The sequence below is a fragment of the Pseudomonas sp. FSL L8-0168 genome, from assembly GCF_037976155.1.
GTDB classification, from domain to species: Bacteria; Pseudomonadota; Gammaproteobacteria; order Pseudomonadales; family Pseudomonadaceae; genus Aquipseudomonas; species Aquipseudomonas paracarnis.
Genome location: NZ_CP150262.1, coordinates 307149 through 332376, shown reverse-complemented (window position 1 = coordinate 332376; position 25228 = coordinate 307149). Strand labels below are relative to the sequence as shown.

Sequence of the window (25228 nt, the reverse complement as noted above, 5' to 3'; positions counted from 1 at the left end):
TTGCCCTTGGCAGTGGCCGGGGGCTTTCAGGAGATTCATCACAATGGACACGCACTCCCCCACCTATACCCACCTGTTCAAAGAGGACTGGCACCTGCTGTGTTCGGCCTCTTCCATGGCGGCAATCGACTCCCCGATCGCCTACCTGAAGGCGTTATACCTGTTTGCCCAAGCGCTGGAAAAAAGCGGTAAAGGCAAACAGCCCAAGGTCACCCTCGACCAGCGACGCCCCGAACTCAAGACGCTGCCCCTGGACGAACGCAGCCTCAGCGCTGTGATTCCTCAACTCTCGATGATCAACGAAACCCTGTCCCGCCAGATTGACGCTCACCTCAAAAAAACCCCTCGTGAATACCGCGGTCGCTCACTTGATGAGGTGCTCGGCAAGCAACGTTTCCCCTTCGTGCTGCCGTTCGAACGTGCGCATCGGCAGTGTTGGCTCGGTTTGTCCGGCAACAAGCCACAATTGGGCGAACTCAGTTACCGCATCAGCCTCAAGCTGCCCACCGGCCAGCGTGCGCAAAACACTTACGGCGTGGTCAGGCACGAGGCCTATGAAGCGCAACGTTTGCTGTCCGGGCTGAGCCCTGCCCAGCAGGTGTTATTGACGGAGCCTTTTTTAAAAAGATCAGGAGACGTACAGGCAGAGGATTTTTTTACCCAGCACTATGGCACCCAGGCGCAGCCCCTTGAGGAGTTGCCCCACTGGTTGCAAAAAACCGGACTCACCGCCGATCAGACCGAAGCGCTACTGGCCTGCGGCAAGTATGTGCCGGTGCTGTCGAGCAATGTTCTGGCAAGCGCCCTGCCAACGCCGCCGGCCAAGCTGCGCCTGCACGACGGTGCCGCGTACGTGAACGGGCCGATCACCGAGGCTGGCGCGACCCAGTCGCCCCTGTCGATCACTACACAGGACAAGGGTGCTGCGCGCCTGCGCAATACCTCATGGGAACGTTACCAGCGCCTGCACCGAATGATCCGCCTGCAACGCTGGACGCAATTGCCCTTCGACGCACTCGACGCCCTGTCAACGAGCGTCGTGCGGCGTGAACACGAGGGCGACCCGGCGCGGCCCGCCAACGACAATACCCTGCGCGCACTGGGCGTCTATCGCTATCTGGAACGCCGCTACAGCCTGTCATTGCAAGCCTTTGCCGCCGTGCTGGATGAAATACCGGTGTGGGCACCCGGTACTCGCCTGTCGCTGTACGACCAGTTGTTCAACCCCGGCCCGTTGCCAGGCCAGGCATTGACGCTGGACAGGCCGACCCTGGCGTTGAGGGAGGAAATCCCGACAACCCTGCGCCACCAGCTCTGCACCGGCCTGCACCTGAGCGACACCCCGGCCTCGTTGCACTGGCTGATCAAGCAGGCCCGCCTGCATCTACCCGCTGCTTGCCCGACGCTGACGTTTTATAGCGCGCTGTATCGCCAAACCCGGATCGCGCGGATGTTCGGGCTGTCAGTGCTCGACAGCTACCATATGGCGGCGCTGCTGGGCGGTAAGGATTACACCACCCAACTGGTCAACCCGAGCCTGCGTCGCTCGGGCGTCAATGCCCCTGCCGACCTGCTCGATGTGCTGATGCAAATGGACTGGCTGGTCCGCTGGCTCAACGACACGGGTCAAACGGTTGATCAGCTTCGTCGTCAACTGCTATTGGATGCCCAATCCCCACCGCCCCACGTGCAGACGTACATCACCCAACTCGATGAGGTGGTCGAACTGACTCGGCATGGCCTGTTGGCGCAAGAAGACCTCGCTGACCTGTCATTGCCCCAGCCCGAGCCTGACACCAAAGCGGCGCCCATTGCCTGGCATGCCCTCATCGTACAAGGGCTGCTGCACAGCCAACCGCTGCTCAAGCCCGCGCCGCCCAAAGAACTGCCCAATGGGCTGGTGCAGCTTATCGAAGCCCAGACGCTGAGCCTCAACCCAGAACGCAACACGGCTCTGCACAGCGATGCCAAACAGGCAGTGACCAAGAAGCTCGGCGCGTTCTACCAACAAATGCAGCCGCTTAAAGCAAACATCGACACGCTGCTCAACGCCCCCTCACACCTTGCCGGTGACGCCTCCGCGTACCTGCAATGGCGCAAACTCGTGGTTCGACAAATTGCCCGAACCGCCACTGCCGAATCCACCACGGAGCTGCACAAAAATGTACTGCTGAGCCTGCCGGATGCCGAAGTGTCCTTGGGTCTGGCAGTGAGCCGTGAGGCCTTGCAGGCCTTTGTGCTCCATCCGCACTGGCTGAGCCCGGACCACACCGCGGCCTCGCTGCTCAAGCTGACGCTGAGCACGCTGTACCTGCTGCAACGCTTTGCCCATTGCCTCAGCACCTACGGACTGGCCCAGGACCGCGTGCTCGCTTATTTGCAGCGCGCCAATTCATCCTCCGTTGAAGGCTCCGCCGTATCTCACGATGGGGCTTGCACTTCGCAACTGGCCGCATTGCTCAAGTGGGATGTCGATGAAATCAACCTGCTCGTTGAATCCCTGCCTGCCAAACAGGTGAAGACCCTGGCCGACCTGGACTGGCTCCTGCGTTGCCATGAAGCCGTCAGGCTCACCGGCCTCTCCGCCAACGCCTTGCTCAAGGCTGCCGACCTGCATGCCACCTTGATGAATGAAGACTGGCAACACGTTGGCTCGGCATTGATCGCCACAGCCCCCTAACCCCGTTGTATTTCGCCTGGTTCAAGGAATGACCATGTCTGACACCCTCACCCACCACCTCAACGAACACCTGCGCGACGCGATGCTGGGGTTCTACCTCAACAGCGTGCTGCCTGAAGACACGGCAGTGGCCGATACCGTCAAGACCGTCGACGATGTCTATACCTATTGGCTGCTCGACCCCCAGGTCCGCCATACGGTGCCCACCACCCGTGTCGCCAGCGCCATTGCCAGCCTGCAGCAGTACATCACTGGCATTTACCTGGGCCTGGAGCCCGGCTACGACGAACAGGGCATGAGCGCTGTCGAGCAGATCGAGTGGCGAGACCAGTTGCTGTCCTATTCACTGTGGCGTGCCCACCAGCAACTTCAGCACTACCCGGCCACCTACCTGAGCCCTACATTGCGCCATGGCAAAAGCGACAACTTCAGGCAACTGGAGAACCAGCTCAACCAATTTCGTATCGAGCCTGCGCCGCTGCAGACAGCCGTCCACAGTTACCTCAGCCGCTTCGAAGCACTTGCCAACATCAAGACCCTCAATGGTTATATCGATGGTGATAAAGACAGCTTTGCCAGCAGCACTTATTACTTCACCGGCAAGTCCAGTCCGGAAAACACCTATTACTGGCGCACGCTGAAAATGGCCTCGGGCGACGCGACCACTCCGCCAGCCTGGTCCTCCTGGCAAAAGATCCCGCTGTCGATTGACGATAACGTCCCCGAACAGACGATTCGCCCGGTGGTGTTCAACGGGCGCCTCTTCGTGGTGTGGGCCCAATGCATCAACCCGACGTCGTCGTCGAGGGACATCACCCGGATCGGGCGCGGTGATGTTGAATCGGAGAAGGAATACCAGCAACGGCTGGAAACCCGGATAAAGATCACCTATCTACAGTTGCGCTTGTACTTTTCCTATAAAAAACTGGATGACAGTTGGAGCGTGCCGCAGGCCTGCATCCAGGAATACAGCCTGGCACAGGGCCTGGATGACTTGAGCTCGGAAGACCTGATGAGCGCCACTGCGTCCATCGCCGTACTCGATTCAAAAAGCCAACCGCCGTCACTGTTCCTGGGCCTGAGCGCACAGCCGAACCATCAAACGGCTTCCCCGCACAACGGCGTGCATCGGCATTTCTTTCAAGCCGTACGGCTGGATCAGCACTTCAACGTCCATTGGCTTGAAACCCAGGGCAGCACTCGGCGGATGTTCTCGTGGCATAAAGAGTCGGAACTGGCGGGGCGGTACCTGGCCCTGTTCGGGCACCACAACAGGGCCAGATTTCAATTCAGGGCGCCCGACACGGTCCAGGTCAAAGTCCACTCCCTGACCAACGACGCGCCCCATGGCACCACCCATGGCTGGAACTACGAAGACAATCAACAGCATATCCGCAGTCTTTCGGCTGAGAGCGATATTCGGTTCAACCGAACAACGTCAGTACTGGAGGTCACCACCCGCCTGGCGAAACGCTTCGAACCGCACCGCACTGTCAGGTTCAGCAAGGCAGACGCACTGGTCAATTTGACCATCACCCTCAGCAGCAGCGGTCCTGCCCAGAACGAGACGCTGGCGTTAGGCCCCACCGCCGAGATTTTCCTGGAGGGCGCCAAGCTGGCAACCTTCTCCAACGTGCGCATCGACTTGACCCTCAAGTGCAATGAGACCGGCGTCAGCTATGCCCAACTTATAAAAAATGCTGCGAATCAGCCGACGACCTTTACCCTGCCGCAGATTGAAAAAGATGAAGAAAACCCGAAAAGCACGACATTCAATCTGCGCGACCAACGCATTAGCCAAGAAGCCTTCGACTATTTTTTCAATACGCCAGACGCCACCTATACCGTCACCCTGTCGTTCTACAACAATCAGGCGCAGACCAGCAGCCATGCCTACGACTTAGTACTGGACAAGGTCCAGGTCCAGCAGAAACAACGCCTGTACAAACCCGTGTTGATGTATCCCAAACAAGGACACAGCGCTTTACCGGAAAGCCCTCACCGCAATAACACGGTACTCGTCGGCCTGGCAGACGCTTCTCGGCGCACCCTGCGCGACACGTTCACTGAACTCTCCGAAACGCACACGCTTGAGGCGCAGATCGAACTCTCCCCCACGACCTTGCACCCCTACGACGAGGACTCCACTGACACGACGGCTTCCACATTGACGCTGATTCACGGCGTGTTGCTGCTGGAAAGCGATGTGCATTACCCCGACCCCATCATCCTGGGCTACGCGCTGAAAACCGCGACCTTCACCCTGCCGCCCGATAACAGCACCCCCATCATTCCACTGGCTCCGTTTATCCGGCGACTCGCAACCCCGCCCTATGGCGCGGCAGAATTCATTGACTTCGACGGGTCCACGATCGAGTCGATCGATAAGCCTGAAAACAAACGAGCGCCCATACGCACCAACACCTGCGTGGCCGGGCTGCTGGCAAAAACCGCGGGCGCAGGTTTGCATGAGCTGTTTGCCTTGGCCCCGGATGCCTGGCGCGAGCCGCCATTGCCAGGCGAGGAAAAGCCCAGTCCACTGGACTTCCACGGCCCCCATGGCACCTATTACTGGGAGTTGTTTCTTTACCTGCCCTGGCTGTTGGCACAACGCCTGAACCAGGAGCAGCAATACGCCGAGGCCGAAACGTGGATACGCTACGTGTTCGATCCCGTCCACCCATCTGACGTTTGGCGCCTGCCCGCGCTGCTTGCCAGTGCGCCACAACGCCACAACGCCTCTGCCCTGCCCCACCCATTGGCGACAAGCAGCGCGGTACATTTTCGTCAGGCGCTGTACCTGTTGTACGTCGACATCCTGCTCAATCGCGGGGATGCGGCGTACCGGCAAATGACCCGTGACGGCCTGGCCGACGCCAAGTTGTGGTACATCCGCGCCAAGGGCTTGCTCGGGCCAAGACCGCCGCTCAACCCGGTCGATCCCTGGGCAGCCACGACCCTGGACAAACTGCAAAACCCTTCCGCGCTCGACAGCACGACAGTACCTGCGGGCACCTCGCGGCTGTGTCGGTCCCTGAGCCCTGATCTGCTGCTGCGCTGGGACAAAATCGAATCTCGCCTGCACAACCTGCGCCATCACCTGGATCTGACCGGCAAACCCTTGAGCCTGCCGCTGTACGCCGCGACCCTGACGCCTCAAACGCTGCTTGCCGCGTACCAGCAAGGTTCGGTCGGCGCCAGCCTGCGCCCGTCGCTGCGCACCGCCCAGGCCGCGCACTACCGCTTCCAGGTATTGCTGGGACACGCCTTGCAAGCGGTCGACAACCTGATCCAGTTGGGGGCGACCTTACTGTCGTTGTTCGAACGCAAAGAGCAGGCCCAGTACCTGGAAACCCAGCAGCAGCAAGCCTGGGACTTGGCGAGGCTGGCCGTCGAGCAACAGGCCCAGGCCGTACAGTTCGATGCGAGGAACCAGCAAGCGCTGCTGGCAGGACGCCGCATGGTCGAAGCGCGGGTGACGTTCTTCGAACAGCAGCTCAAGCGAGGCATCAGCCCGGCCGAGGCCCAGGCCACCCAGGAGTACCAGGACAGTGCGCGCTGGGACACCGCCGCCGCCGTGGCACAAGCCGGCGCGGGGCTGGCGATGCTGATACCGAATATTTTTGGCACCTCCAACGGCGGCGTGCGCTACGAGGGCGCTTTTCACGCCCTGCACGCGACGGCCCAAGGCATTGCCAATGACAAGCGCGCCAATGCTGCCCACCTGGACCGCACCGACCTGTTTGCCCGACGCGCCGCCGAGTGGGCCCATTCGTTGGAACAGGCACGCCTTGAGCTGGCCCAGGTCGACGCCCAGTTGCAGGCTTACACCGAACAGCAAGCCCATACCCGCTTGCAACTGGGCCTGGCCCAGACCAGCCTGGCCCAAGCACGAAGCCTGTACGACCAGCTCGGCAAACGCTTTACCAACGCCCAACTGTATCAATGGCTCAATGGCCAACTTTCCACTTTCTACTACCAAGCCTATGACTCGAGCCTGTCGCTGTGCCTGGCGGCCGAGGCCTGTTGGCAGGAAGAACGGGCTCAGTGGGACAAGCACTTCATTCAAACCCAGCATTGGACCCATCAATATCGCGGCTTCAGCGCCGGGGAAGCGCTCAAGCAAAACCTACTGAGCATGAGTAACGCCTACCTCACCCACAACGAACGTTTGCTGGAAATCACTAAAACCGTGTCGTTGCACCATCTGCACAGCCAAGACCCTGTGGCCACGCGCGACATGCCCTGGGCCGCGCTTAAAGCCGACCTGGTAAAAACCGGCGCCTTGACCTTTGAACTGACCCTCAAGCTATTTGACGACGACTACCCAGGCCATTACCTGCGGCGTATCAAGCACGTCAGTGTGTCCCTGCCCGCCACGCTGGGCCCCTATGAAGACATCAAGGCCATCCTGACCCAAACCGCCAATACCACGTACCTCACCCCCGCGGCCAGACACACCGACGCTGCGGTAAAAAAAGACCTGCGCGCCAAACAGCAAATCGCCCTGTCCAGCGGGCTCAACGACAGCGGCCTGTTTACCTTGAACTTCGACAGCGACGAGCGTTACCTGCCGTTCGAATACACAGGAGCGATCTCCACCTGGCAACTGACCTTTCCCAACCATGCCCGGCAAAACGCCCTGCTCGAATCCCTCACCGATATCATCGTGCACCTGCGCTACACCGCTAAAAACACCGGAGGTCAACGATGAGCGTGCAGCCGCCCGAACTCTTGGAACCGAAGATTCCTGCGCTGCCCAAGGGCGGTGGCGCCATCCAGGGCCCCGGCGCGCAATGGGGTGCCGTGGGCACACGGGGTGAGGCGTGCCTGGAGGTGCCCTTGCCCATTTCGCCGGGCCGTGGCTTCACGCCGGCCCTGAGCCTGGGTTATCGCAGCGCCCTAGGCAACGGGCCCTTCGGCCTCGGCTGGGCGATGTCGGCAGGCGCCATCACCCGTGATACCCGCAAAGGCGTACCGGCCTACGGTGATGACGACCGTTTCATCAGCCCCCAAGGCATCGACATGATCCCTGAGCGTGATGCCGACGGCGCAATTCAGGCCACCACCTGGGACCACTATAACGGCCTGGCCCTGGATGAACCCCACCGAGTGGTGCGCTATTTTCCGGTGATAGAAGCGCGCTTCGACCGTATCGAGCATTGGTCTTGTGACAGCGACAAGGCCGGGTTCTGGCTGGTTCAGGGGGCCGACGGCTGCGTGCACCTGTTCGGCAAGACTCTGATCGCGCGCTGTGCAGACCCAAACGACGGCCTACGTGTTGCCCAATGGCTGTTGCAGGAAAGCCTCAACCCTTTGGGTGAGCAGATCTATTACCACTACAAACCAGACGACCAGCCGCCAAGCGCCGCCAGGGACTATCGCGCCCAGCGTTATCTGGCGCGGGTGTGCTACGGCAACCTCAAGCCCCTTGAGCATCTGGCGCTGTGGCGTGCGGACACCCTCGCTGACAAGCAATGGCACTTCGAACTGCTGCTGGATTATGGCGAACGCCACACCGGCCTGAGCCAAGTGCCGACCTATGCCGAACAACATGCCTGGCCGATCCGCAACGACCCGATCAGCAGCTATGCCTATGGCTTTGAGCTCGGCACCCTGCGGCGGTGTCAGCAAGTGCTGATGTTTCATTACTTCCCCGACGAGCCGAGCCTGGGCGTCGAGCCGGTGCTGACGCGGCGTCTATTGCTGGAGTACACCCATCGCCACGCCATCGGCAGTTGCCTGAACGCTGTGCACAACCAGGCCTTTGACGCCCAAGGGGACGCCAGTGCCTGGCCGCCTCTGGAACTGGCCTACAGCGCCTTCGTGCCGACGCTGGACGCCGCGCGCTACCAAGCGTTCGACGCCATGGCGGGCATCAACGACGGGCAGCATTATCAACTGGTCGACCTGTACCGCGACGGTTTGCCGGGCATCCTGCACCGCACCGATAAAAGCTGGTACTACCGCGAGCCGCTCAGGGCCCCCGGCCGGGCCAGCAGCAATGCGCTGATCTATGGCCCATGGCAGACCCTGCCACGCATCCCCCTCGCCGATACCGCCCAAGCCACGCGCCAGGCACTGGCGGATCTTGACGGCGATGGGCATCTGGAATGGGTGGTGGCGCAACCAGGGCTGAGCGGTTTTTTCAGCCTCGACTCGCAGCGGCAATGGTCGGGTTTCGTGCCTTTTGCGGCGATGCCCCAGGAGTTTTTCCATCCCCACGGGCAACTGGCCGACCTGATGGGCAGCGGAAGGCTGGACCTGGTTCTGATCGGCAGCCGCAGCGTGCGCCTGTACGCTCAGCGCCAGGACGGCGGGTTTGATCCTGGCCAGCAGGTGCGCCATGCGCCCGACGATGAGGGACTGCCAACCCTCAGCCATTCGCCGGCCGAATTGATCGCCTTTTGCGACCCCCTGGGCAGCGGCCAACAACACCTGGTGCGCATCCGCCATAACGAAATCAAGTGCTGGCCCAACCTCGGCCGTGGACGCTTCGGCAAAGGGTTTGTCTTCGCCACGCTGGCGTTCGACCACGCCAGCTTCGATGCCGAGCATATTCGCCTCGCCGACCTGGACGGCTCAGGCGCGGTGGACCTGATTTACCTGGCGCCTGAACACATACAGATCTATATGAACCGCGCCGGCAGCGGGCTGGCATCGGAGCCACTGACACTGCGTTGGCCCGAGGGCGTGCGCCATGACGCGACATGCCAGGTCAGCTTTGCCGACCTTCAAGGCCTGGGCTGTTCCAGCCTGATCCTGAGCGTGCCGCACATGACACCCCAGCACTGGCGGTATGACTTCGTCAGTCTCAAACCGTATTTGTTAACCGCCACGCTCAACAACCGGGGGGCCTCCACCCAACTGAGCTACCGCAGCAGCGCCCAGGAATGGCTCGACGAAAAACAGCACGGGCAAACCCTGGGAGTGCCTCGAGGCAGTAGCCTTGCGTTCCCGGTACAGGTGGTCAAGCGGCAACAGCAAAAGGATCTGGTCAGCCGTAACCGCTCCACCCAGTATTTTCGTTACCGGCAAGCCTGCTACGACCGTGAGGAACGCCAGTTCATCGGCTTTGGCCTGGTGTTGCACACCGAACAACCTCCTACGGCCGGTGCGCCGCCTGGGGTGTTGACCAAACGCTGGTTCCACACCTTTGAGCCCTCGCAGGAGGCTTTTTACCCGGGCGACCCGCAGGCGCCCGCGCTGGGGCCAACCCTGCTGGGCCAGTTGGAGGCCGGGCGCACAGGAGATACGCTGATCGCTACGCCCGGCGCAACCACCCGCCGCGCGATGCAGCGTGCATTGGCGGGTAGCCTGCTGCGTGAAGAGGTATATGCAGCCGCCGACTCGCCACCACAAGCAGTGCCGTATTCGGTGCAGCAACAGCGCTATTTCATACGCCAACTAAGCCCGTCGGCCAAGGCCGGCGAACCGGCGGTGCTGCTGCCACTGTTGCTGGAGTCGCTGACCTGTCGCTACGAGCGCCAACCGGGCGACCCATGCTGTCGGCATATCCTCAATCTGCGCTGGGACTGCTACGCCGGCAATCTGCACAGCGTGGTGGTCGACTACGCTCGTCGCAAGACAGCCAGCGACGCCCCACCGCCGGGGCCGGCCCACGAGCAGCAGTGGTGGCGTGACGCGCATGATTCGGCGCAGCAGGCGTATTACCTCAACGAAACCCGCGCCCGCTTCATTCACCTTGACGCCGCGCAGCGCTGGCGCTTGCACTTGCCCTACCAGCAACGATGCAACGTGCTGGTCCTGAGCAAAGAGGCGTTAGCAATTGAAAAAATAAGCTATGAACACTTCATTGCGCAGGGCCCGTCCGCTCCACTGGGAACAGCGGCCGAACGCAGGCTGGGGGGGCTGTCGGTGCAGCACTACTGCGTGGCGGAGCACACCGCCCCCTTGCCGGCCGGCACCGCAAGTTTTCAGGCGCTGCCCGCCTATATCGAGACAGCCGAACTCGATCAGCAAGCGCTGGAGGTGTATGAGGGCCGCCCTGTCGCTGCCACGCTGAGTGCACAGCACTATCGGGCCATGGCCGCGTTCCTGTCACCGGCCCCCGGGCAGGACGAGGCTATCACCCTGTGGTCGCTCGGCCAGGGGTACACCCGTTACGGCCAGGCTGAAATGTTCTATCGGCCTCGTCGGCATCAGGCGAGCCTGAGCCATGGGTTCACGCAGTCCGAGTACGACCGCTATGGGCTGTACATCATCAAGGTGCAATTGGCGGACGGCTGCACGACCCAGGCGCAGTACGACTACCGTCTTGGCCTGCCGGTGACGGTGACTGACGCACAGCGTACGCAACGCTACGCGCACTACGACGCCCACGGGCAGCTGCTGGCGACCGGCCTCAAGGGAGAGGAGCAAGGAAAGCCCGTCGGCCATGACGCCCAAACGCCCTTCATCCGCACGCCCGATACGGGCCCGGCGCAGGCCCTGGCTGATCCGAAAGCGGCGTTGTTCAACGCTCAAAGCGCGTGTTTCTACGACGTGTTCAGTTGGATGGGGCACATTCCACCCGCCAGCATCCAGGCGCAATGGGTAAGCAACGGTTACCTGCTGCCCAGCGGGCACATTCGTGCCTCGGCGTTGGCACGCCTGAACAGCCTGAGCGCTGCGCTCCCCCATCATCAAACCCTCAAGCGCCTGATTCAGGCGGCCAGGCAAGTGCCGGTGCACGTCGTGGTACTGCACGCCGACCGTTGGCAAGGCACGTCGCCAACCCCGCAGATTCAGGTCGCTCTCGCCTTCAGCGACGGCTTTGGCCGCGTGCGGCAAACCCAGGAAAAGGCGCAACCAGGCCCGGCCTTTGCAGTCGATGACGCCGGTATGTTGAGCGCGGGTGCCGAGCCAATCGACGCCACTCGCCGTTGGCGGATCAGCGGCCGTGTGGAGTATGACAATCAAGGTTGCCTGGCGCGCACCTGGCGACCTTACTTTGCCGACCGTGCTGGCTATATCGACGATGCGGCCTTCAACACCTTGCGCCCCAGCGAGCAACATTTTCATGACGCGTTGGGACGCCCGGTGCGCGTGGTCAATGCCAACGGCGACACACGGCGCCAGACCTACTGCGCCTGGTACAGCATCGCTGAGGACGAAAACGACACGCACGCGCCGGACTGACAACAGAGCCGGGCCGTTACACGGCCCGTGCTCTTTGGCCTGACGTTAAGCGTATTAACGGCGGTGAGGGTTCATCACCCTGACCGCCCGATAGTTAAGCCCACTGACGTGCTGGATCATCACCCGATAGGCGCCACGACCGCGCTGCCCGCGATAGCCCGGCAAGTCAAAACTACGGACATTCTGCCCGCCCGCCATGGCATGCCCGGTATGAAAGTCCAGGGTGCGCGCTTCCAGGCGGTTGATCACATTCCTGATAATCCCTCCTCCTACGCCACGCAGCTCATTGAGAACAGGCTCAACGTCAATCACGAGTCGCTCAGGTTCCAGCCCGGAGGAAGGTCCTGAGCTTACCGGTGGCGCGGCGGGCTCTTCAGAAGCGGAGCCTCGGCGACCCACGCTCGTGACCCTGGTTTGCGGTTGTACTTCGGTGTGGGTCAGCCCAGCCGCAGGAAGCGGGCCGGCGCCCACCTTGCGTGCCGGGGCACGAAGTTCTATCCCGACAAACCCCAACCTCGCAAGCGTAAAACTAGGGTTACGCTCCGTTTGTGAGGCTATTTCAGCCTGCTCCCGGTGCTCGGTGGGCCCAATGTACCCATAGAGCCCGCCCCGCGCTGCCGGCGTCAGTCCGTAGGACAGGCGCTTAGTGTCTGCGGTGGCCAGTCGGTGTTCCAGGAAAAAGTCCGCCAACTCGCTGACTTCATGTTCGGTAGCGCCATGCCGATGGCCCAGCTCTTGCGCACCGGCCAATGCGGACTGCGCATAGAACGCTCTGCGCCGAACTTCAGTAGTGCTGAGCCGTTGATGCGCGTAAAAGGCGACACCCACCACTCCTGAAATCAGCCCAAAGTAAGCCAGCTCAACCCTGTATCCAACCTCTATACCAATCCCATGCCCGATCAACAACACCAGGAGCAGAACCGTCACCACCTCCAGCATCGAGCGGCGCTGCAAACCGTCTTCGTCTACATAACCCATGGGGTTGTTCCCCACCATCGTATACAGGTTCAACCCATCCACATCCCCCGCCGGGTCAGCGCTGATCCACCGCAACAACCACGGCGCGTAGTACCTGAAGCCGTAGTAATACAACCCGCTGGCGTCGCGCTCCTTGCCCGAATAACGTCGGGTTTTATAGTTCGCCTCCAAGGCGCTTTTTGCCGCCCACCAGGCGGTTGCGCCGAAAGGGTAATAACTTTCCTGGCTCAACAGGCCGGCTGCCTCGTCCAGCTCCAGGGTGCCGCTGCCCAAATGGTCGTCGAGACTGAAGCGCAGTTGCTCGTCCTGCATCTCCTCGGGGCGCTGCTGCTCCCACTGCAGCGCTCTGACCGAATGGCGCCCGCCCGGCGCGAGCATCACGTTCAACCACTCGCCATCCGGCCCGTGGCGATGCAGCTCCAGCCCTGGCAGATAAAGCACTTCATGGGTGTGAGCCTGCGTCTTGCCATGAGCCACGCGACGCTTGATGACTCGCTGGCCGGCGCCGTCGTACAGATACACCTCATCGTCATGTTCGCCATTGTCACGCAGCACCTGCGCGACGCGAACCAACTGGTTGCGCCCATTCCAGGTCAATGCCTGACCAGGCGCCAGAGCCTGAAGATTGCCACGTTGGTCAAAGCCGTTACCCAGGCCCGGCGCCTTTGCGCCCTCGCGGGCAATCACGCTGTGATTACTGTGTTCGCCCACCTGCATCCGTTGGGTATAACCGCTGCCGGTGCTGGGCACATGGCGCATCTGCGTCAGATTACCGGCCGAGTCGTAGGCATAGTGGCGGGTGTAGCTGCCCCAGAGACTGTCGTCTGTGGCGCCGAACGTGATTCGGCCCGGCAGTGCGGATGCGCCAGTATTGCGCGCGTTTTCACGGCCAGTGGCCTTGATCAATCGCGACAGGCTGTCGTATTCGAATGTGCTTACTGCCTCCACCTGCACGTTGCTGGCCCAGCGGGTCGGCTGCGCCGCATCGCGGATGCGCAACACATTGCCGACCCGGTCGTAGCTATAGAAGAGGTCTTGCAGGCGCTTGCCTGCCGAATCCTTGAGGTGGGCGCTCAAGCGTGTCAAACGTCCATCGGTGTCTGAATACTCGGCAACGCTGACCACGCCATTACCCAGGCGTTCGCTCAACACCTGGCCCGAGGCGTTGACGCTGCGTTGATCCACCAGGGTCTTGCGCGCTCCGCTTTTGAACAGAATCTCGCTTTTCGTCAATTGGCCGTCGACACCGTATTGAGATTGCTGGCGATTGCCGCGCGCGTCGACCTGCTCCAGACGTTGCCCCAGCGCATCGTGCTGCCAAGTGGTGGTGAAGGTCTGGGCTTGCAACTGTGCATCCCGCTCACTCATGGGCAGCGGCCAGTCGGGCGCGGTGTGCGACGTGCAAAGGCGCCGGGTTTGCTCGGTGATGTTGCCTTGCACGTCGTAGCGCTCAACGAGCAACGTGCCTGCCGGGTCATCGTGACGAATCATGCGCCCACAACGATTGCGCGCCGCCTCCGTAGACGTCATGCCCGCGTAGCTCATGCGCTCGACACAGCGTTCAACCGCCACCTCCTCCGTGCGCTCGAATACCGCCACGGGGCGCAGCAACGGGTCGTATTCGAACCGCTGGCGCGTGCCTCGACTGTCCCACTGTTGCACGACCTGGCCGCCACTGCCGAGCAAGCGCGTCTGACGGCCCGCATCCACGCTGTCGGTGCTCAGCACTTGCCCGCCCAAACTATAACGATGAGACAGATTGGGCGGCACGTCGGGGTCGGCAGCGTGCAACTCAAACAACCTGGGGTCCCACTGTTGCTGCAACAGGCCGCGAGCGTCGAACACCTGCCGCGTGACCTGCGCGCTGGGTGATTGCTGCGCGGTATTGCGAGGGTACGCCACGCTGCGCACGGTCAACCCTCGCGGGTCGACCACCGTCAGCGTGGGCGTGTTGTGATGCAAAGAAGACATAACCTGATGACCTGAAAACCAAAGAAGCCTAGAGCCTAGTCATCAAGTCGGTGCCAGCCTGCGGGCCCCGCACGCTGCGCCGTGTGCGGCGCTTCCGAGGGTGTCGTGAGGCTTACCGGACGCGGCGCTTCATGGCACCGGCAGCCAACCGCTGAAAGCGCCTTGGGCATCCAACGGGCACCAGGCAAAGTCCCAGGCGGGCGGCGGCAATGCCGGTCGCGGCGCGGCTATCGAAGGGTGATGCTTCCAGTCGAACAGCGTGCAATCGCGCCAGCTCAGGACAATGCCTGCCGACGGGCTGTCGTCCGTCAGCACCCAGCGCGCAGCAGCGGCGGCCATGAAGGCTTCGATCGGTTCCTCATCAATCTGTGTGCGGTACGCCGAACTCAGCAACCAGCGGCATACGTTCAGATGGTAGGTCCAGTCCAGCGGCGGCTGGTTGCGATAGGCCCAGGTCATGAAGGCGCGAAACAGGTTCAAGCCCTCCGGTGGGTCGAGCTTGAGCAACGCCGGACAGATGTCGAACAAGGTATGCCAGTGAGGCAGCAGGCGTGCATCCAGGTGCACGAAGCAGCGCGAATTACTCGGGTAATCAGGCAGCGCCGGTTGCGCACGCAGGCGCCGCGACGCCTTACTGACCAGGCGGCTGGCGCCGGCAGGCAATTGAGGGTTCATAGAGTGTTCTCACAATCGTGACGAGAGAATGCCTCCTGGTCACAGGAAGCCCAAGGCACACGTCAGGATGCGGGAGAAGCGCGGGGGTTGGCCGAGGGCCAGGAATAGCGCGGAGGCGCCTTGTTGCGCCGCTCATGGGCGACACGTGGGGTTTGCGTAAGACCGAGCAGCCAGGCCAGGCCGATCAGGAACACCAGGGCGACGGTAACCGCGTTGCACACCGGGCAGGCAAAGTAGTTCGAGATGTTGCTGGAAGACGGGTTTGCCAACCCTTTGTCGGAAATGGGCGACTGCCCGCCGTCCACAGAACAGAACAGCCCGCCGATGCCGTTGAGCTGCTGCCCCATCATCTGGCCATGCCCCAAACCGCAGGCGAACAGGTTCATCAGCACGCAGAAGTACAGGGCCCAGGCGATCAGTGAGCGGTCAGAGTGGCGCAATTTCATGGCGGCGACTCTACCACCGAAGCCATAAAAGGACGAAATGCGCCGCGCCCCTGTGGCAGAACGTCGCAGATTACGCGCGCCGGCCAGGGTTGCTAGACTCTGTCCCCTTCTCGTTACTCCTTTTCAAAGCCTGGCGGAGCAGCTCCACGGCCCTACAGGCGTTTCACAGGATGCACAGTTGATGAGTACGTTATTCACCCGCCGCAAAGTGCTGACCGGCATGGGCCTATTGGGCCTGGGCAGCCTGCTGGGCGGCTGTGACTACAGCCCCAAGCTGAACTTCAAGTACGGCAAGGACCTCAGTGACAAGATCATGGGCCGTACCTTCAAGCTCAAGAACACCGACGGCGAAACCGTCACCCTGAGCTCGTACCGCGGCCTCATGCCGGTGGTGTTCTTCGGCTTCACCCAGTGCCCGGCCGTCTGCCCGACCGCCCTGGCCCGCGCCGCCCAAGCCAAGAAACTGATGGGCCGCGATGGCAAGATCATGCAGGTGGTGTTTATCACCCTGGACCCCGAGCGCGACACCCCCGAGATTCTCAACAATTACGTCAAGGCCTTCGACCCCAGCTTCGAAGCGCTCTACGGCACCCCGGAAGAAATCGCCGTGGCCGCCAAGGAGTTCGGGATCTTTTATGAAAAGATCCCCGCCGGCGACACCTATACCCTCTCCCACACCGCCACCAGTTTCGTGTTCGACACCCGTGGCAACCTGCGCCTTGGCTTGCAGGCATCCCTTACCGCTCAAGAGTGCGCAGAAGATCTGCTCACCGTCATGGAGGTCTGCTAATGACTGCCGTTCAACACCTCAAGCGTCTCACCCTCGGCCTCACCCTGCTGGGCCTCGCCGCCCACGCCAGCGCCCAAGTACAAGTAACCGACGCCTGGGTACGCGCTTCCGTACCCGGCCAGCCTTCCAGCGGCGCCTTCATGACCCTCACCGCCGACAGCGACAGCAAACTGCTGAGCGTCGCCTCGCCGGTCGCCAAAGACGTACAGATTCATGAGATGAGCATGAAGGACGACGTGATGCGCATGGGCCCAGTGGACTCGGTGGCCCTGCCTGCCGGCAAAACCGTCAAGCTCGACCCGAACGGCTACCACGTGATGCTGATGGGCCTGACCGGCCAGATCAAGGAAGGCGACCAGGTACCGCTGACCCTGACGGTGCAAGATGCCAAGGGGGAAAAGCAGGCTGTCGAAGTGAAAGCGACAGCCCGTGGGTTGGATGGCATGGACCATAGCAAAATGGACCATAGCAAGATGCATTGAGTAGGCGATTAAACCTACGGCCTTTTCTCCCGCGTAAGCGAGCTGCTTTTGAGCTTGATCTCAGGCGCCCCGTTAAACCACGCTGGCCGAACGCAGGCGGGGTGCCGAGTGGTGGGGGCATGTACTCGGTATAACTGTGTCGACCATCAGGCCGCCTTCGCGGGCAAGCCCGCTCCCACAAGGACTTCGTCTGGCGCTGATTCTGCGGGCAGTACATAGCCCTGTGAGGTGTCAGGTGGAGAGGAGTCAGCTCCATCACACGTCCCGCGCCATATGCTCCGCAATCCTGCCCCTCAACCAACGCTCCGCCGGGTCGTTGTCATGCACCCCGCTCCACACCATCGACAGCTCCGCCGCATCAATCGCAAACGGCGGGTCCTCGGCGCGCAGGCGTGTGCCTTCGGTCAATGCGCACGCGGCGTAATCGGGCACGGTCGCGATAATCTGCGTCCCCGCCAGCAACGCCCGCAACCCACTGAACTGCGGCACCGCCAGCACCACCCGACGCGAGCGGCCGATGCGGGCCAGGTCCAGGTCGATATTGCCGCTCAGGTCGCCAGAGAACGACACCATCGCATGGGGCCTTGCGCAGTAATCATCCAGGGTCAGCGGCGCCTCGCCGTCATCCCCGCGCAGGACCTTGCAGGGGATATCGCGCAGCTTCTTGCGCTTGGCATTGGCCGGCAGGTCGGTGGTGTAGCTGACCCCCACGGAAATTTCTCCGCTGGCCAGCAGCGAAGGCATCAACAGGTAATTGGCCCGGCGCACCACCACAATGATGCCCGGCGCTTCTTCGCGCAGGCGGCTGAGTAACGACGGAAACAGCCCGAACTCCGCATCATCGGACAAACCGATGCGAAACACCGCGCAGCTGGTGGAGGGGTCGAAATCCTTGGCACGGCTGACGGCGCCCGAGATGGTGTCCATGGCCGGTTGCAGCTCCTTGAGTATCGCCAGTGCACGCGCCGTGGGTTCCATGGCACGGCCGTTGCGCAGCAGCAACGGGTCATCGAACAAATCGCGCAAGCGGCCCAATGCAGCGCTCACTGCCGGTTGGCCGATAAACAGTTTTTCGGCGACCCGGGTCAGGTTTTTCTCGAACATCAAGGCTTCGAAAATCACCAGCAGGTTCATATCGACGCGGCGCAGATCGTTGCGGTTCATGGGTGCTATCCAAACGTTTTCCAGAGGGCCAGGGAAGCATGCACTGCACGCCTGGGATTGCATAGCTGTGCTGTCTTTTCCAGCACCGCACCTGGCGAAATTAACAACGATTAACTCGTCAGCCAGGCACTCGGGCAACAAGATAAAGCGCGTCTACACTGCACCCATCCACCGGGAACGTTCCCATCGACTGCGGATATTTGTCATGGCCCGACTCGAGCAATATGCCCCCCGGTTATCTCCCACCGGCGGCCTGTGCCCCCGGCGTGAGCGTATCGCCAAGCAACTGATCCTCGCCAACCTCGGCGAAAGCCTGGCGATTGCCGACCTGGCCCAGGCCTGCGCCTTGTCGCGCAGCCATTTTTCCCGCGCCTTCAAGTGCACCACCGGGCTGTCGCCCCAGGAATGGATTCGCCAGCAACGCATCCAGCGCGCCAAGGAATTGATTACCGGCTCGTCCCTGAGCCTCACGCAGATCAGCCTGGAATGTGGCTTTTGCGACCAGGCGCACTTTTGCCATATGTTCACCCGCAGCGAAGGCGTCAACCCGATGACCTGGCGAAACCACCACTCGCGTAGCAAACCTGATGTGATCGCTGCCTAGTGGTCTGCACGTACCTGGAATATGCTGGCCGCTTCCTTCCTCCAGAACCTGGGCAGCCATGAATGACTTGAGCGACCAGGCCGTGCATTTCGGCCCCTACCGCATCCACCCGCGCCAGCGCCTGGTGCTTGAGGCCGGCCGGCCGCTGCGCCTGGGGCGGCGGGCGGTGGACATTCTGCTGATCCTGCTGGAACACGCCGGCAATGTGGTGAGCAAACAGGAGTTGATCGCGCGAGTCTGGCCCAAAAGCGTGGTGGAAGACGGCAACCTGCGGGTGCACATGGCGGCGTTGCGCAAGGCACTGGGGGACGGCCAGGCCGGGCAGCGTTATATCGTCACGGTCGCCCAGCGCGGCTACAGTTTTGTTGCGCCACTGAGCATCGAACCCATGACGCTGCCCACCGACGGCGCGCCCCAACGCCCCAGCCATAACCTGCCCCTGCGCCGCACACGCATGATCGGCCGCCAAGCGCTGATCGACGCCCTGGTACAACAACTGCCGCAGCAACGCTTCATCACGCTGACCGGCGCCGGTGGCATCGGCAAGACCACCGTCGCCCTGCGCGTCGCGGAATTGCTGATTGGGCATTACCGCGACGGTATTCACCTGCTGGACCTGGCGCCGCTCAGTGCAGCGTCCATGATCCTGCCCAACCTGGCCGCCCTGCTCGGCCTGACGCCGGGCGAGAATGCGTCCCTGGCCAGCCTCGCCCGCAACCTGCAGGCACGCCAGATGCTGCTGGTGATCGACAACTGCGAGCACCTGCTCGACGACATTGCCCTCATCAGTGAAACCCTGTTGCGCCATGCACCGCACCTGCACATCCTCACCACCAGCCGCGAAGCCCTGCGCGCCGAAGGTGAGCATGTGCAGCGCCTTGAACCGCTGGCCTGCCCGCCCGCCACCGGCAACCGCGCCCAGGCCCTGGGTTACCCGGCCATGCAATTGCTGATCGAGCGCGCCATGTCCCACCAGGAAAGCTTTGCCCTCAGCGACGCTGAACTGCCCCTGGCGATTGATATCTGCCAGCGCCTGGACGGCATTCCCCTGGCGATAGAACTGGTGGCGGCGCAAATCGAACGGTTTGGCTTGCCGGGCCTGCTGGTGCAGATGGAAGACAACTTTCGCCTGCTGACCCGTGGGCGACGCAGTGCCCTGCCTCGCCAGCAGACCCTGCGCGCCACGCTCGATTGGAGCTTTGACCTGCTCACCGCGTGCGAACAAATCTGCCTGCGCCGCCTGGCGGTCTTTCGTGGCGGCTTCAGCCTGGCCAGCGCAGCGGCGGTAATCGCCGGAGAGCAGGTGGCCCCCGCCGAAGTGCTGGGCTCGATTACGCAACTGGTGGCCAAGTCGTTGTTGAATGTGGAGGCCAGCGATGACGAGATGGTCTATCGCCTGCTGGACATCACCCGCACCTATGCCCTGGAAAAGCTCAGCCAAGCCTGCGAGCTGCATGCCACGCGAGAGCGCCACGCCGCCCGCTGCCTGGCACTGATGGAACAGGCCCAGGGCGATTGGGATTTGATCGCCACACAGCCGTGGATCGACCGTTACGCACCGCTGCGCGAAGACGTGCGTGCCGCCCTCGACTGGGGCTTTGCCGAGGGCGGTGCGCAGTTGCTGGCTATCCGCCTGACGGTCAGCGCGATGCCGCTGTGGCAAGAATTGTCGTTGCTGCGTGAGCACGGCGGCTATGTGGACCAGGCGCTGGCGCTGATCGGCCAGGTCAGCGCGCCCTGCACGCAATTGACCCTGCAACTGCAATTGGCGCTGGGCAGCCTCTCCTATCACGCCATGGGCGCTGCGCCTCGGACCATCGCGGCGTTTGAGGGGGCTGCGCGCCTGGCCGAGATGCACCAGGACCGTGCAGGCCAGTTGCGCGCGGTCTCCGGGCTGATGGCGGTGAACCTGTGCGCCGGGCGCTATGGCCCAGCGCAGGAGCTGAGCCTGCAGTTCGATCGCCTGGACCCACGCACCGAGCCGTTGCTGGACCTGAGCGCCCAGCGGCTGCGTGCGCTGGGCCAGCATTACACCGGGAACCAGGCTCTTGCCAGGCACCACGCCGAGCAGGTGCTGCAGCGTATGTCCCAAAGTGGTCACGTGAACCGCTTTGCCCTCGGGGTTGGCGTGCAATACGACCAGAGCGTCGCCTCCTTGACCGTGCTGGCGCGAATCCTGTGGTTACAGGGTTTTCCCGAGCGCGCCTGGCGCACCGCCAGCCAGGCGCTGGAGCTGGCGCTACAGATCAACCACGGCACCTCGATCTGCTACACCCTGGCCCTGGCTGGAGTGGTGATCGCCCGCTACAACGGCGCCGAAGACGACGCCCAAGCCCTGCAAAGGCTGCTGCTGGAGCAATCGCACAAGCATTCGGTGCAGTTGTTCCAGACCTGGGCCGGGCATTACGCCGGTATTCTTGGCCAACCGGATTGGCAGGGCCTGGGCCTGATCCAAGACACCTTGATCACCTTCGGCACCCATGCTGTGGATGTGCCAACCCTGGAACGCGCGCGCAGTGGAGCTGCGGGCTGGTGCGCCCCGGAGATTCTGCGGGTGTACGCCTTGCAGCTAGAGGATGAGCACGCCGCGCAAACCCTGCTGCTGGAGGCGCTGGGCCTGGCGCACCAGCAAGGCGCTCTGGCCTGGGAGCTACGCTGCGGCGCATCCCTGGCGCTACTGTGGCAACAGCAAGGGCGCATTCAGCTCGCCAGGGACTTGCTCAGTTCAATCCATGCACGCTTCAGCGAAGGCTTCGCCACCCGGGATCTACTGCGCGTGCGCTGCCTGCTCGACGAGTTGCAGGACAAGCGGCCGGCCTGAGAACGCGCCCAGGCAAGGCGCATAGCCTTGTTGCAAACGCTCGACCTGGCGCGGGTCCCGCAGTTGCCCCAAGGCGTAGCTGCGCACGCAGTTGAGAAGGCGATAGCGCGGCGGGCCCAGGCCGGGCTCGACATTCAGCAGCGAGACGTTGACCAGGCGCGCCAGCAGGTAAGACAGGTCGGCATGTTCGAGCTCGGTACCGGCCACCAGGTCACTCAGGGTGGGTAAGGTGACTGCCATCTTGAACAGACTCAATTGCAGAAACAGCCAGCACTGCGGCAGGCTCAAGCGCTCGTAGCTCCAATCCAGGGCCGCGGTCAGTGATCGATGGCGCGCCACCGCCGTGCGGCGCCCACGGGCCAGCACTTGCAAGCCCGTGCGTACTTGCATCTGCACACCGCCGATGCCCAACGCATCCACCTGGGCCGCCGCCAATTCCAGGGCCAACGGCAGGCCATCCAGGCGCCGACACAGGTCGCGCAGCGGCGCCACATCCTGAGGCCGCAAATCAAACCCCTGCTGATTGGCACGCGCGCGCGCCACGAACAGTTGCACCGCAGGACAGGCCATCGCCTGTTCGACATTGGCCGACGGCGCCGGCATCGCCAGCCGAGGCACGCGCACCACCCACTCGCCAGGGGCCAACAAGGCTTCACGACTGGTGATCAGCACGCTGATGCCAGGCGCCATCTCACGCAGCGCACGCAGTAGCTGTCGACACGCGCCCAGCAGCAGGTCGGCGCCATCGAGTATCAGCAGTAACTGACGCGATGCCAGACGCCGGCCCAGTTCGTTGAGGCTGGCGGGCGCCGAATGCAACAGCAAGACCCTGGCCAGGTTATCGAGCAGCTCGCTTGGCGCTTGCACAGCGGCCATATCGACCCACCATACGCCGTCGCGATAACGCGGCAATACCCGCTCGGCCAGGGCCAGGGCCAGCGTGCTCTTGCCAATGCCGGCCACACCGGTGAGGGTCAGCAACCGCTGCGCGGCCAACCGTCGCGCCAGCACGCCCACCAGTTCATCACGCCCCCACACCGGGCTGAGCCGTGCAGCCAGGTTGTGCTGAGGCAGCAGCGTCGGCAGCGCGTCCTGCGCAGGCGCAGCGAAGCAGTAACCGCGCTGGGGGTGATTGAGGATCCAGCGTTGGCCGTCCAGCGCACGACGCAGCGCGGCGATGTGCACGCGCAGGTTGCTGTCCTCGACGACGCTGTTGGGCCACACCCGTTCGATCAAGGTCGCCTTGCTGATGAAGTGCCCGGGCGCTTCAAGCAGTACCGCGAGAATATCCAAGGCTCGCCCGCCCAGCGGCACCGGCCAACCCGCCTTGCTGACCAGGCGCTGCTGCCGATGAAAGGTGTAGGGGCCAAAGCTCACCGCCGTACCATTTTGCATGTCCGTCACAGCGCTGAAACACCCGTGCTTGAGTGCCTGCGCATCCTTTTCCATGGGCTCGACGCTATCTTGCCAGTTGGCGATGACAGGACAATGCTGGCACGGGGAGCAATACGGACAATCGGGTGCCTGAGACGGACAGGGTGTCGTTAACTGAACTGTTGTCGGTATTGGGTAGGGTTCAGCCCGAGCTTTTCGCTGAACAGAAAGCGCATATGCCGCACGCTGCCAAAGCCGGCGTGGAAGGCCACGGTCTTGAGCGGCAGGTCGGTGGTTTCCAGCAGGTGCCGGGCCCGGTCGATACGCGCGCCCTGCAGGAACGCCATGGGCGTCATCTGCACGTCCTTGGCGAACAGCCGCGCAAAGTGGCGCGCGCTCATCCCGGCCAACTCAGCCATGGACTCGATGGTAAAGGGTTGATCCAGATGCGCCAGGACGTGGTTCTGCACACGGGTGATCGGGGTTTCCTGGGGCGCCACGGCGGCAGTCATCGGGCTGAACTGGGCCTGGCCGCCCTGGCGTTTCATCACCACCAGCAGCACCTTGGCTACGTCCACCGCCACTTGCTTGCCATGGTCCTGGGCAACGACCGACAGGGCCAGGTCGATACCCGCAGTGACGCCCCCAGAGGTGATCAGGCGCCCGTCCTGCAAATAGATGCGGTCGGTTTCGACGATGGCGTTGGGAAACGCCTTGATCAACCGCTCGGTGTAGTGCCAATGGGTGGTCACGCGGTGCCCGTCGAGCAAGCCTGCGTGGCCGAGCACAAAAGCGCCGGTGCAGATCGAGCCAATACGCCGAGCCCGTGGCGCCGCAGCTTTGAGCCACGGCAACAGCGCGGGGTGGCATTCGTTATAGGCGCCGGGGCCGCCCGGCACCAACAGCAAGTCATAAGCCGCCTGGGCCTGTTCCAACAGCAGGTCGGTCTGCACGCTCACGCCATTGGAGGCCTGCAACGGGCCGGGCTCAGTGCCGATGGTCAGGATCTGGTAGTGATCGGCCGCTGGCAGGTAGCGGTTGGCAATCGAAAACACTTCCAGCGGCCCGGCCATGTCGAGCAGCAGGAAGTCCGGGAACAGCGCCATGGCCACGGTTTTCATAAGCGGGAAATGTCCATCGAGAAGGAGTGCGGCGAGCATTATGGCACGACTTTAACTGTCAACCTGAAAGCGACAGTTATTCTATTTTCATCTTCTTAATCAATCATTCGTTAACCATTAACCTTCTTCTCAACGCAAGCGCCCTGCATCTCGCAGCCCGCGCTCACTTGAGGACTGGACCATGCTGACCCTTCGCAAAGCTTCCGAACGCGGCGCCGCCAATCACGGTTGGTTGAAGTCGTTTCATACCTTCTCATTCGCCAACTACTGGAACCCCAAGGAACAGGGTTTTTCCGACCTGCTGGTGATCAATGATGACCGCGTCGCCGCAGGCAAAGGCTTCGGCCAGCACCCGCACCGCGACATGGAGATCTTCTCCTACGTGCTCGAAGGTGCGCTGGAGCACAAAGACACCCTGGGCACCGGCTCGGTGATCCGCCCCGGCGATGTGCAACTGATGAGCGCGGGCAGCGGCGTGGCCCACAGCGAGTTCAACCACAGCCAGCGTCACGGCGTGCACTTCCTGCAAATCTGGATCGTGCCCAACGAAGCCGGCGCCAAACCGCGCTATCAGCAAGAGCATTTCACTGAAGCGCAAAAACGTGGGCGCTTGCAGTTGATCATCTCGCCAGAGGGTGCCAACGGTTCGCTGAAAGTGCGCCAGGACGCACGGGTGTATGCCGGCCTGTTCGACGCTGACGAAAGTGCCCGCCTGGAACTGGCACCGGATCGCTACGCCTACATCCATGTGGCGCGCGGCAGCATTGAGCTTAACGGCCAGCGCTTGCAGGAAGGCGACGGTGTACGCGTACGGGACGAACGCCAGATCCGCTTGAGCCATGGCGAAGACGCCGAAGTGCTGGTGTTTGACCTGCGCCCCAACGAACTGCCGCAAATGCCATGACGGTCGCAGTGATGGTCCCGCCAGCGGGACCATCGTTGGCATCGATAGTCACCATCAGCGCAATGAAGTTCTCTTAA

14 protein-coding genes are annotated in these 25228 nt (G+C 62.5%); 8 read left to right on the top strand and 6 right to left on the bottom strand.

Translation table 11 applies throughout. The annotated features are described in order from the left end of the window. Positions 1 to 43: 43 nt before the first annotated feature. From MHH62_RS01370 to MHH62_RS01360, 3 genes are read left to right on the top strand one after another with little or no spacing between them, the layout of a single operon-like run. Complete coding sequence (locus MHH62_RS01370) at positions 44 to 2680, top strand: Tc toxin subunit A (protein ID WP_020303042.1); 2637 nt, start codon at positions 44 to 46, stop codon at positions 2678 to 2680. 34 nt (positions 2681 to 2714) lie between these two features. Beyond that, entirely contained in the window at positions 2715 to 7394 is a 4680-nt protein-coding gene (locus MHH62_RS01365) for a neuraminidase-like domain-containing protein (protein ID WP_339232281.1), read from the top strand. After that, complete coding sequence (locus MHH62_RS01360; RefSeq protein WP_339232278.1) at positions 7391 to 11821, top strand: SpvB/TcaC N-terminal domain-containing protein; 4431 nt, start codon at positions 7391 to 7393, stop codon at positions 11819 to 11821. The genes MHH62_RS01365 and MHH62_RS01360 overlap by 4 nt, the downstream gene beginning before the upstream one ends. 54 nt (positions 11822 to 11875) lie before the next feature. Here the strand turns inward: MHH62_RS01360 and MHH62_RS01355 are convergent, their stop codons facing one another. The 3 genes from MHH62_RS01355 to MHH62_RS01345 form a co-directional block, all read right to left on the bottom strand. Then, positions 11876 to 14770: an RHS repeat-associated core domain-containing protein gene (locus MHH62_RS01355; RefSeq protein WP_339232275.1), complete on the bottom strand. Its 2895-nt coding sequence runs from the start codon at positions 14768 to 14770 to the stop codon at positions 11876 to 11878. A 129-nt stretch (positions 14771 to 14899) separates the two neighbouring features. Then, the gene (locus MHH62_RS01350) at positions 14900 to 15445 is read right to left on the bottom strand and encodes a putative natural product biosynthesis protein (RefSeq protein WP_014718802.1); all 546 of its coding nucleotides are present in this window, start codon (positions 15443 to 15445) and stop codon (positions 14900 to 14902) included. Positions 15446 to 15507: 62 nt separating this feature from the next. Next, a complete protein-coding gene (locus MHH62_RS01345; protein ID WP_003191740.1) occupies positions 15508 to 15891 on the bottom strand; it encodes a DUF2946 domain-containing protein in 384 nt (127 codons plus the stop codon). Between the two features lie 181 nt (positions 15892 to 16072). Between MHH62_RS01345 and MHH62_RS01340 the strand changes: the two genes are divergently transcribed. Both MHH62_RS01340 and MHH62_RS01335 read left to right on the top strand, forming a co-directional pair. Then, the gene (locus tag MHH62_RS01340) at positions 16073 to 16681 is read left to right on the top strand and encodes an SCO family protein (RefSeq protein ID WP_003191741.1); all 609 of its coding nucleotides are present in this window, start codon (positions 16073 to 16075) and stop codon (positions 16679 to 16681) included. Beyond that, positions 16681 to 17163 (top strand): copper chaperone PCu(A)C, encoded by a 483-nt coding sequence (locus MHH62_RS01335; RefSeq protein WP_014718803.1) that lies wholly within the window; start codon positions 16681 to 16683, stop codon positions 17161 to 17163. The genes MHH62_RS01340 and MHH62_RS01335 overlap by 1 nt, the downstream gene beginning before the upstream one ends. A gap of 255 nt (positions 17164 to 17418) precedes the next feature. On the opposite strand, the gene MHH62_RS01330 is transcribed toward MHH62_RS01335, so the two are convergent. After that, the gene (locus MHH62_RS01330; protein WP_014718804.1) at positions 17419 to 18327 is read right to left on the bottom strand and encodes a LysR family transcriptional regulator; all 909 of its coding nucleotides are present in this window, start codon (positions 18325 to 18327) and stop codon (positions 17419 to 17421) included. Between the two features lie 205 nt (positions 18328 to 18532). On the opposite strand from MHH62_RS01330, the gene MHH62_RS01325 reads away from it, so the two are divergent. Further along, the gene (locus MHH62_RS01325) at positions 18533 to 18931 is read left to right on the top strand and encodes an AraC family transcriptional regulator (protein ID WP_014718805.1); all 399 of its coding nucleotides are present in this window, start codon (positions 18533 to 18535) and stop codon (positions 18929 to 18931) included. 58 nt (positions 18932 to 18989) lie between these two features. Then, positions 18990 to 21752, top strand: a complete 2763-nt coding sequence (locus tag MHH62_RS01320; RefSeq protein WP_014718806.1) for a winged helix-turn-helix domain-containing protein — start codon at positions 18990 to 18992, stop codon at positions 21750 to 21752. On the opposite strand, the gene MHH62_RS01315 is transcribed toward MHH62_RS01320, so the two are convergent. Continuing rightward, positions 21699 to 23201, bottom strand: a complete 1503-nt coding sequence (locus MHH62_RS01315; protein ID WP_014718807.1) for a winged helix-turn-helix domain-containing protein — start codon at positions 23199 to 23201, stop codon at positions 21699 to 21701. The genes MHH62_RS01320 and MHH62_RS01315 overlap by 54 nt on opposite strands. A 95-nt stretch (positions 23202 to 23296) precedes the next feature. Next, a complete protein-coding gene (locus tag MHH62_RS01310) occupies positions 23297 to 24247 on the bottom strand; it encodes a GlxA family transcriptional regulator (protein ID WP_019816841.1) in 951 nt (316 codons plus the stop codon). Positions 24248 to 24428: 181 nt separating this feature from the next. On the opposite strand from MHH62_RS01310, the gene MHH62_RS01305 reads away from it, so the two are divergent. Next, positions 24429 to 25151, top strand: coding sequence for a pirin family protein (locus MHH62_RS01305; RefSeq protein ID WP_014718809.1), 723 nt, complete (start codon positions 24429 to 24431; stop codon positions 25149 to 25151). Positions 25152 to 25228: the final 77 nt, after the last annotated feature.

Excerpts from the sequence above, each read along its gene's own strand:
- MHH62_RS01350 (WP_014718802.1), bottom strand. The coding sequence starts at position 15,445 with ATGAACCCTCAATTGCCTGCCGGCGCCAGCCGCCTGGTCAGTAAGGCG.
- MHH62_RS01320 (WP_014718806.1), top strand. The coding sequence starts at position 18,990 with ATGAATGACTTGAGCGACCAGGCCGTGCATTTCGGCCCCTACCGCATC.
- MHH62_RS01370 (WP_020303042.1), top strand. The coding sequence starts at position 44 with ATGGACACGCACTCCCCCACCTATACCCACCTGTTCAAAGAGGACTGG.
- MHH62_RS01330 (WP_014718804.1), bottom strand. The coding sequence starts at position 18,327 with ATGAACCGCAACGATCTGCGCCGCGTCGATATGAACCTGCTGGTGATT.
- MHH62_RS01310 (WP_019816841.1), bottom strand. The coding sequence starts at position 24,247 with ATGAAAACCGTGGCCATGGCGCTGTTCCCGGACTTCCTGCTGCTCGAC.
- MHH62_RS01325 (WP_014718805.1), top strand. The coding sequence starts at position 18,533 with ATGGCCCGACTCGAGCAATATGCCCCCCGGTTATCTCCCACCGGCGGC.
- MHH62_RS01365 (WP_339232281.1), top strand. The coding sequence starts at position 2,715 with ATGTCTGACACCCTCACCCACCACCTCAACGAACACCTGCGCGACGCG.
- MHH62_RS01360 (WP_339232278.1), top strand. The coding sequence starts at position 7,391 with ATGAGCGTGCAGCCGCCCGAACTCTTGGAACCGAAGATTCCTGCGCTG.
- MHH62_RS01305 (WP_014718809.1), top strand. The coding sequence starts at position 24,429 with ATGCTGACCCTTCGCAAAGCTTCCGAACGCGGCGCCGCCAATCACGGT.
- MHH62_RS01340 (WP_003191741.1), top strand. The coding sequence starts at position 16,073 with ATGAGTACGTTATTCACCCGCCGCAAAGTGCTGACCGGCATGGGCCTA.
- MHH62_RS01335 (WP_014718803.1), top strand. The coding sequence starts at position 16,681 with ATGACTGCCGTTCAACACCTCAAGCGTCTCACCCTCGGCCTCACCCTG.
- MHH62_RS01345 (WP_003191740.1), bottom strand. The coding sequence starts at position 15,891 with ATGAAATTGCGCCACTCTGACCGCTCACTGATCGCCTGGGCCCTGTAC.
- MHH62_RS01315 (WP_014718807.1), bottom strand. The coding sequence starts at position 23,201 with ATGGAAAAGGATGCGCAGGCACTCAAGCACGGGTGTTTCAGCGCTGTG.
- MHH62_RS01355 (WP_339232275.1), bottom strand. The coding sequence starts at position 14,770 with ATGTCTTCTTTGCATCACAACACGCCCACGCTGACGGTGGTCGACCCG.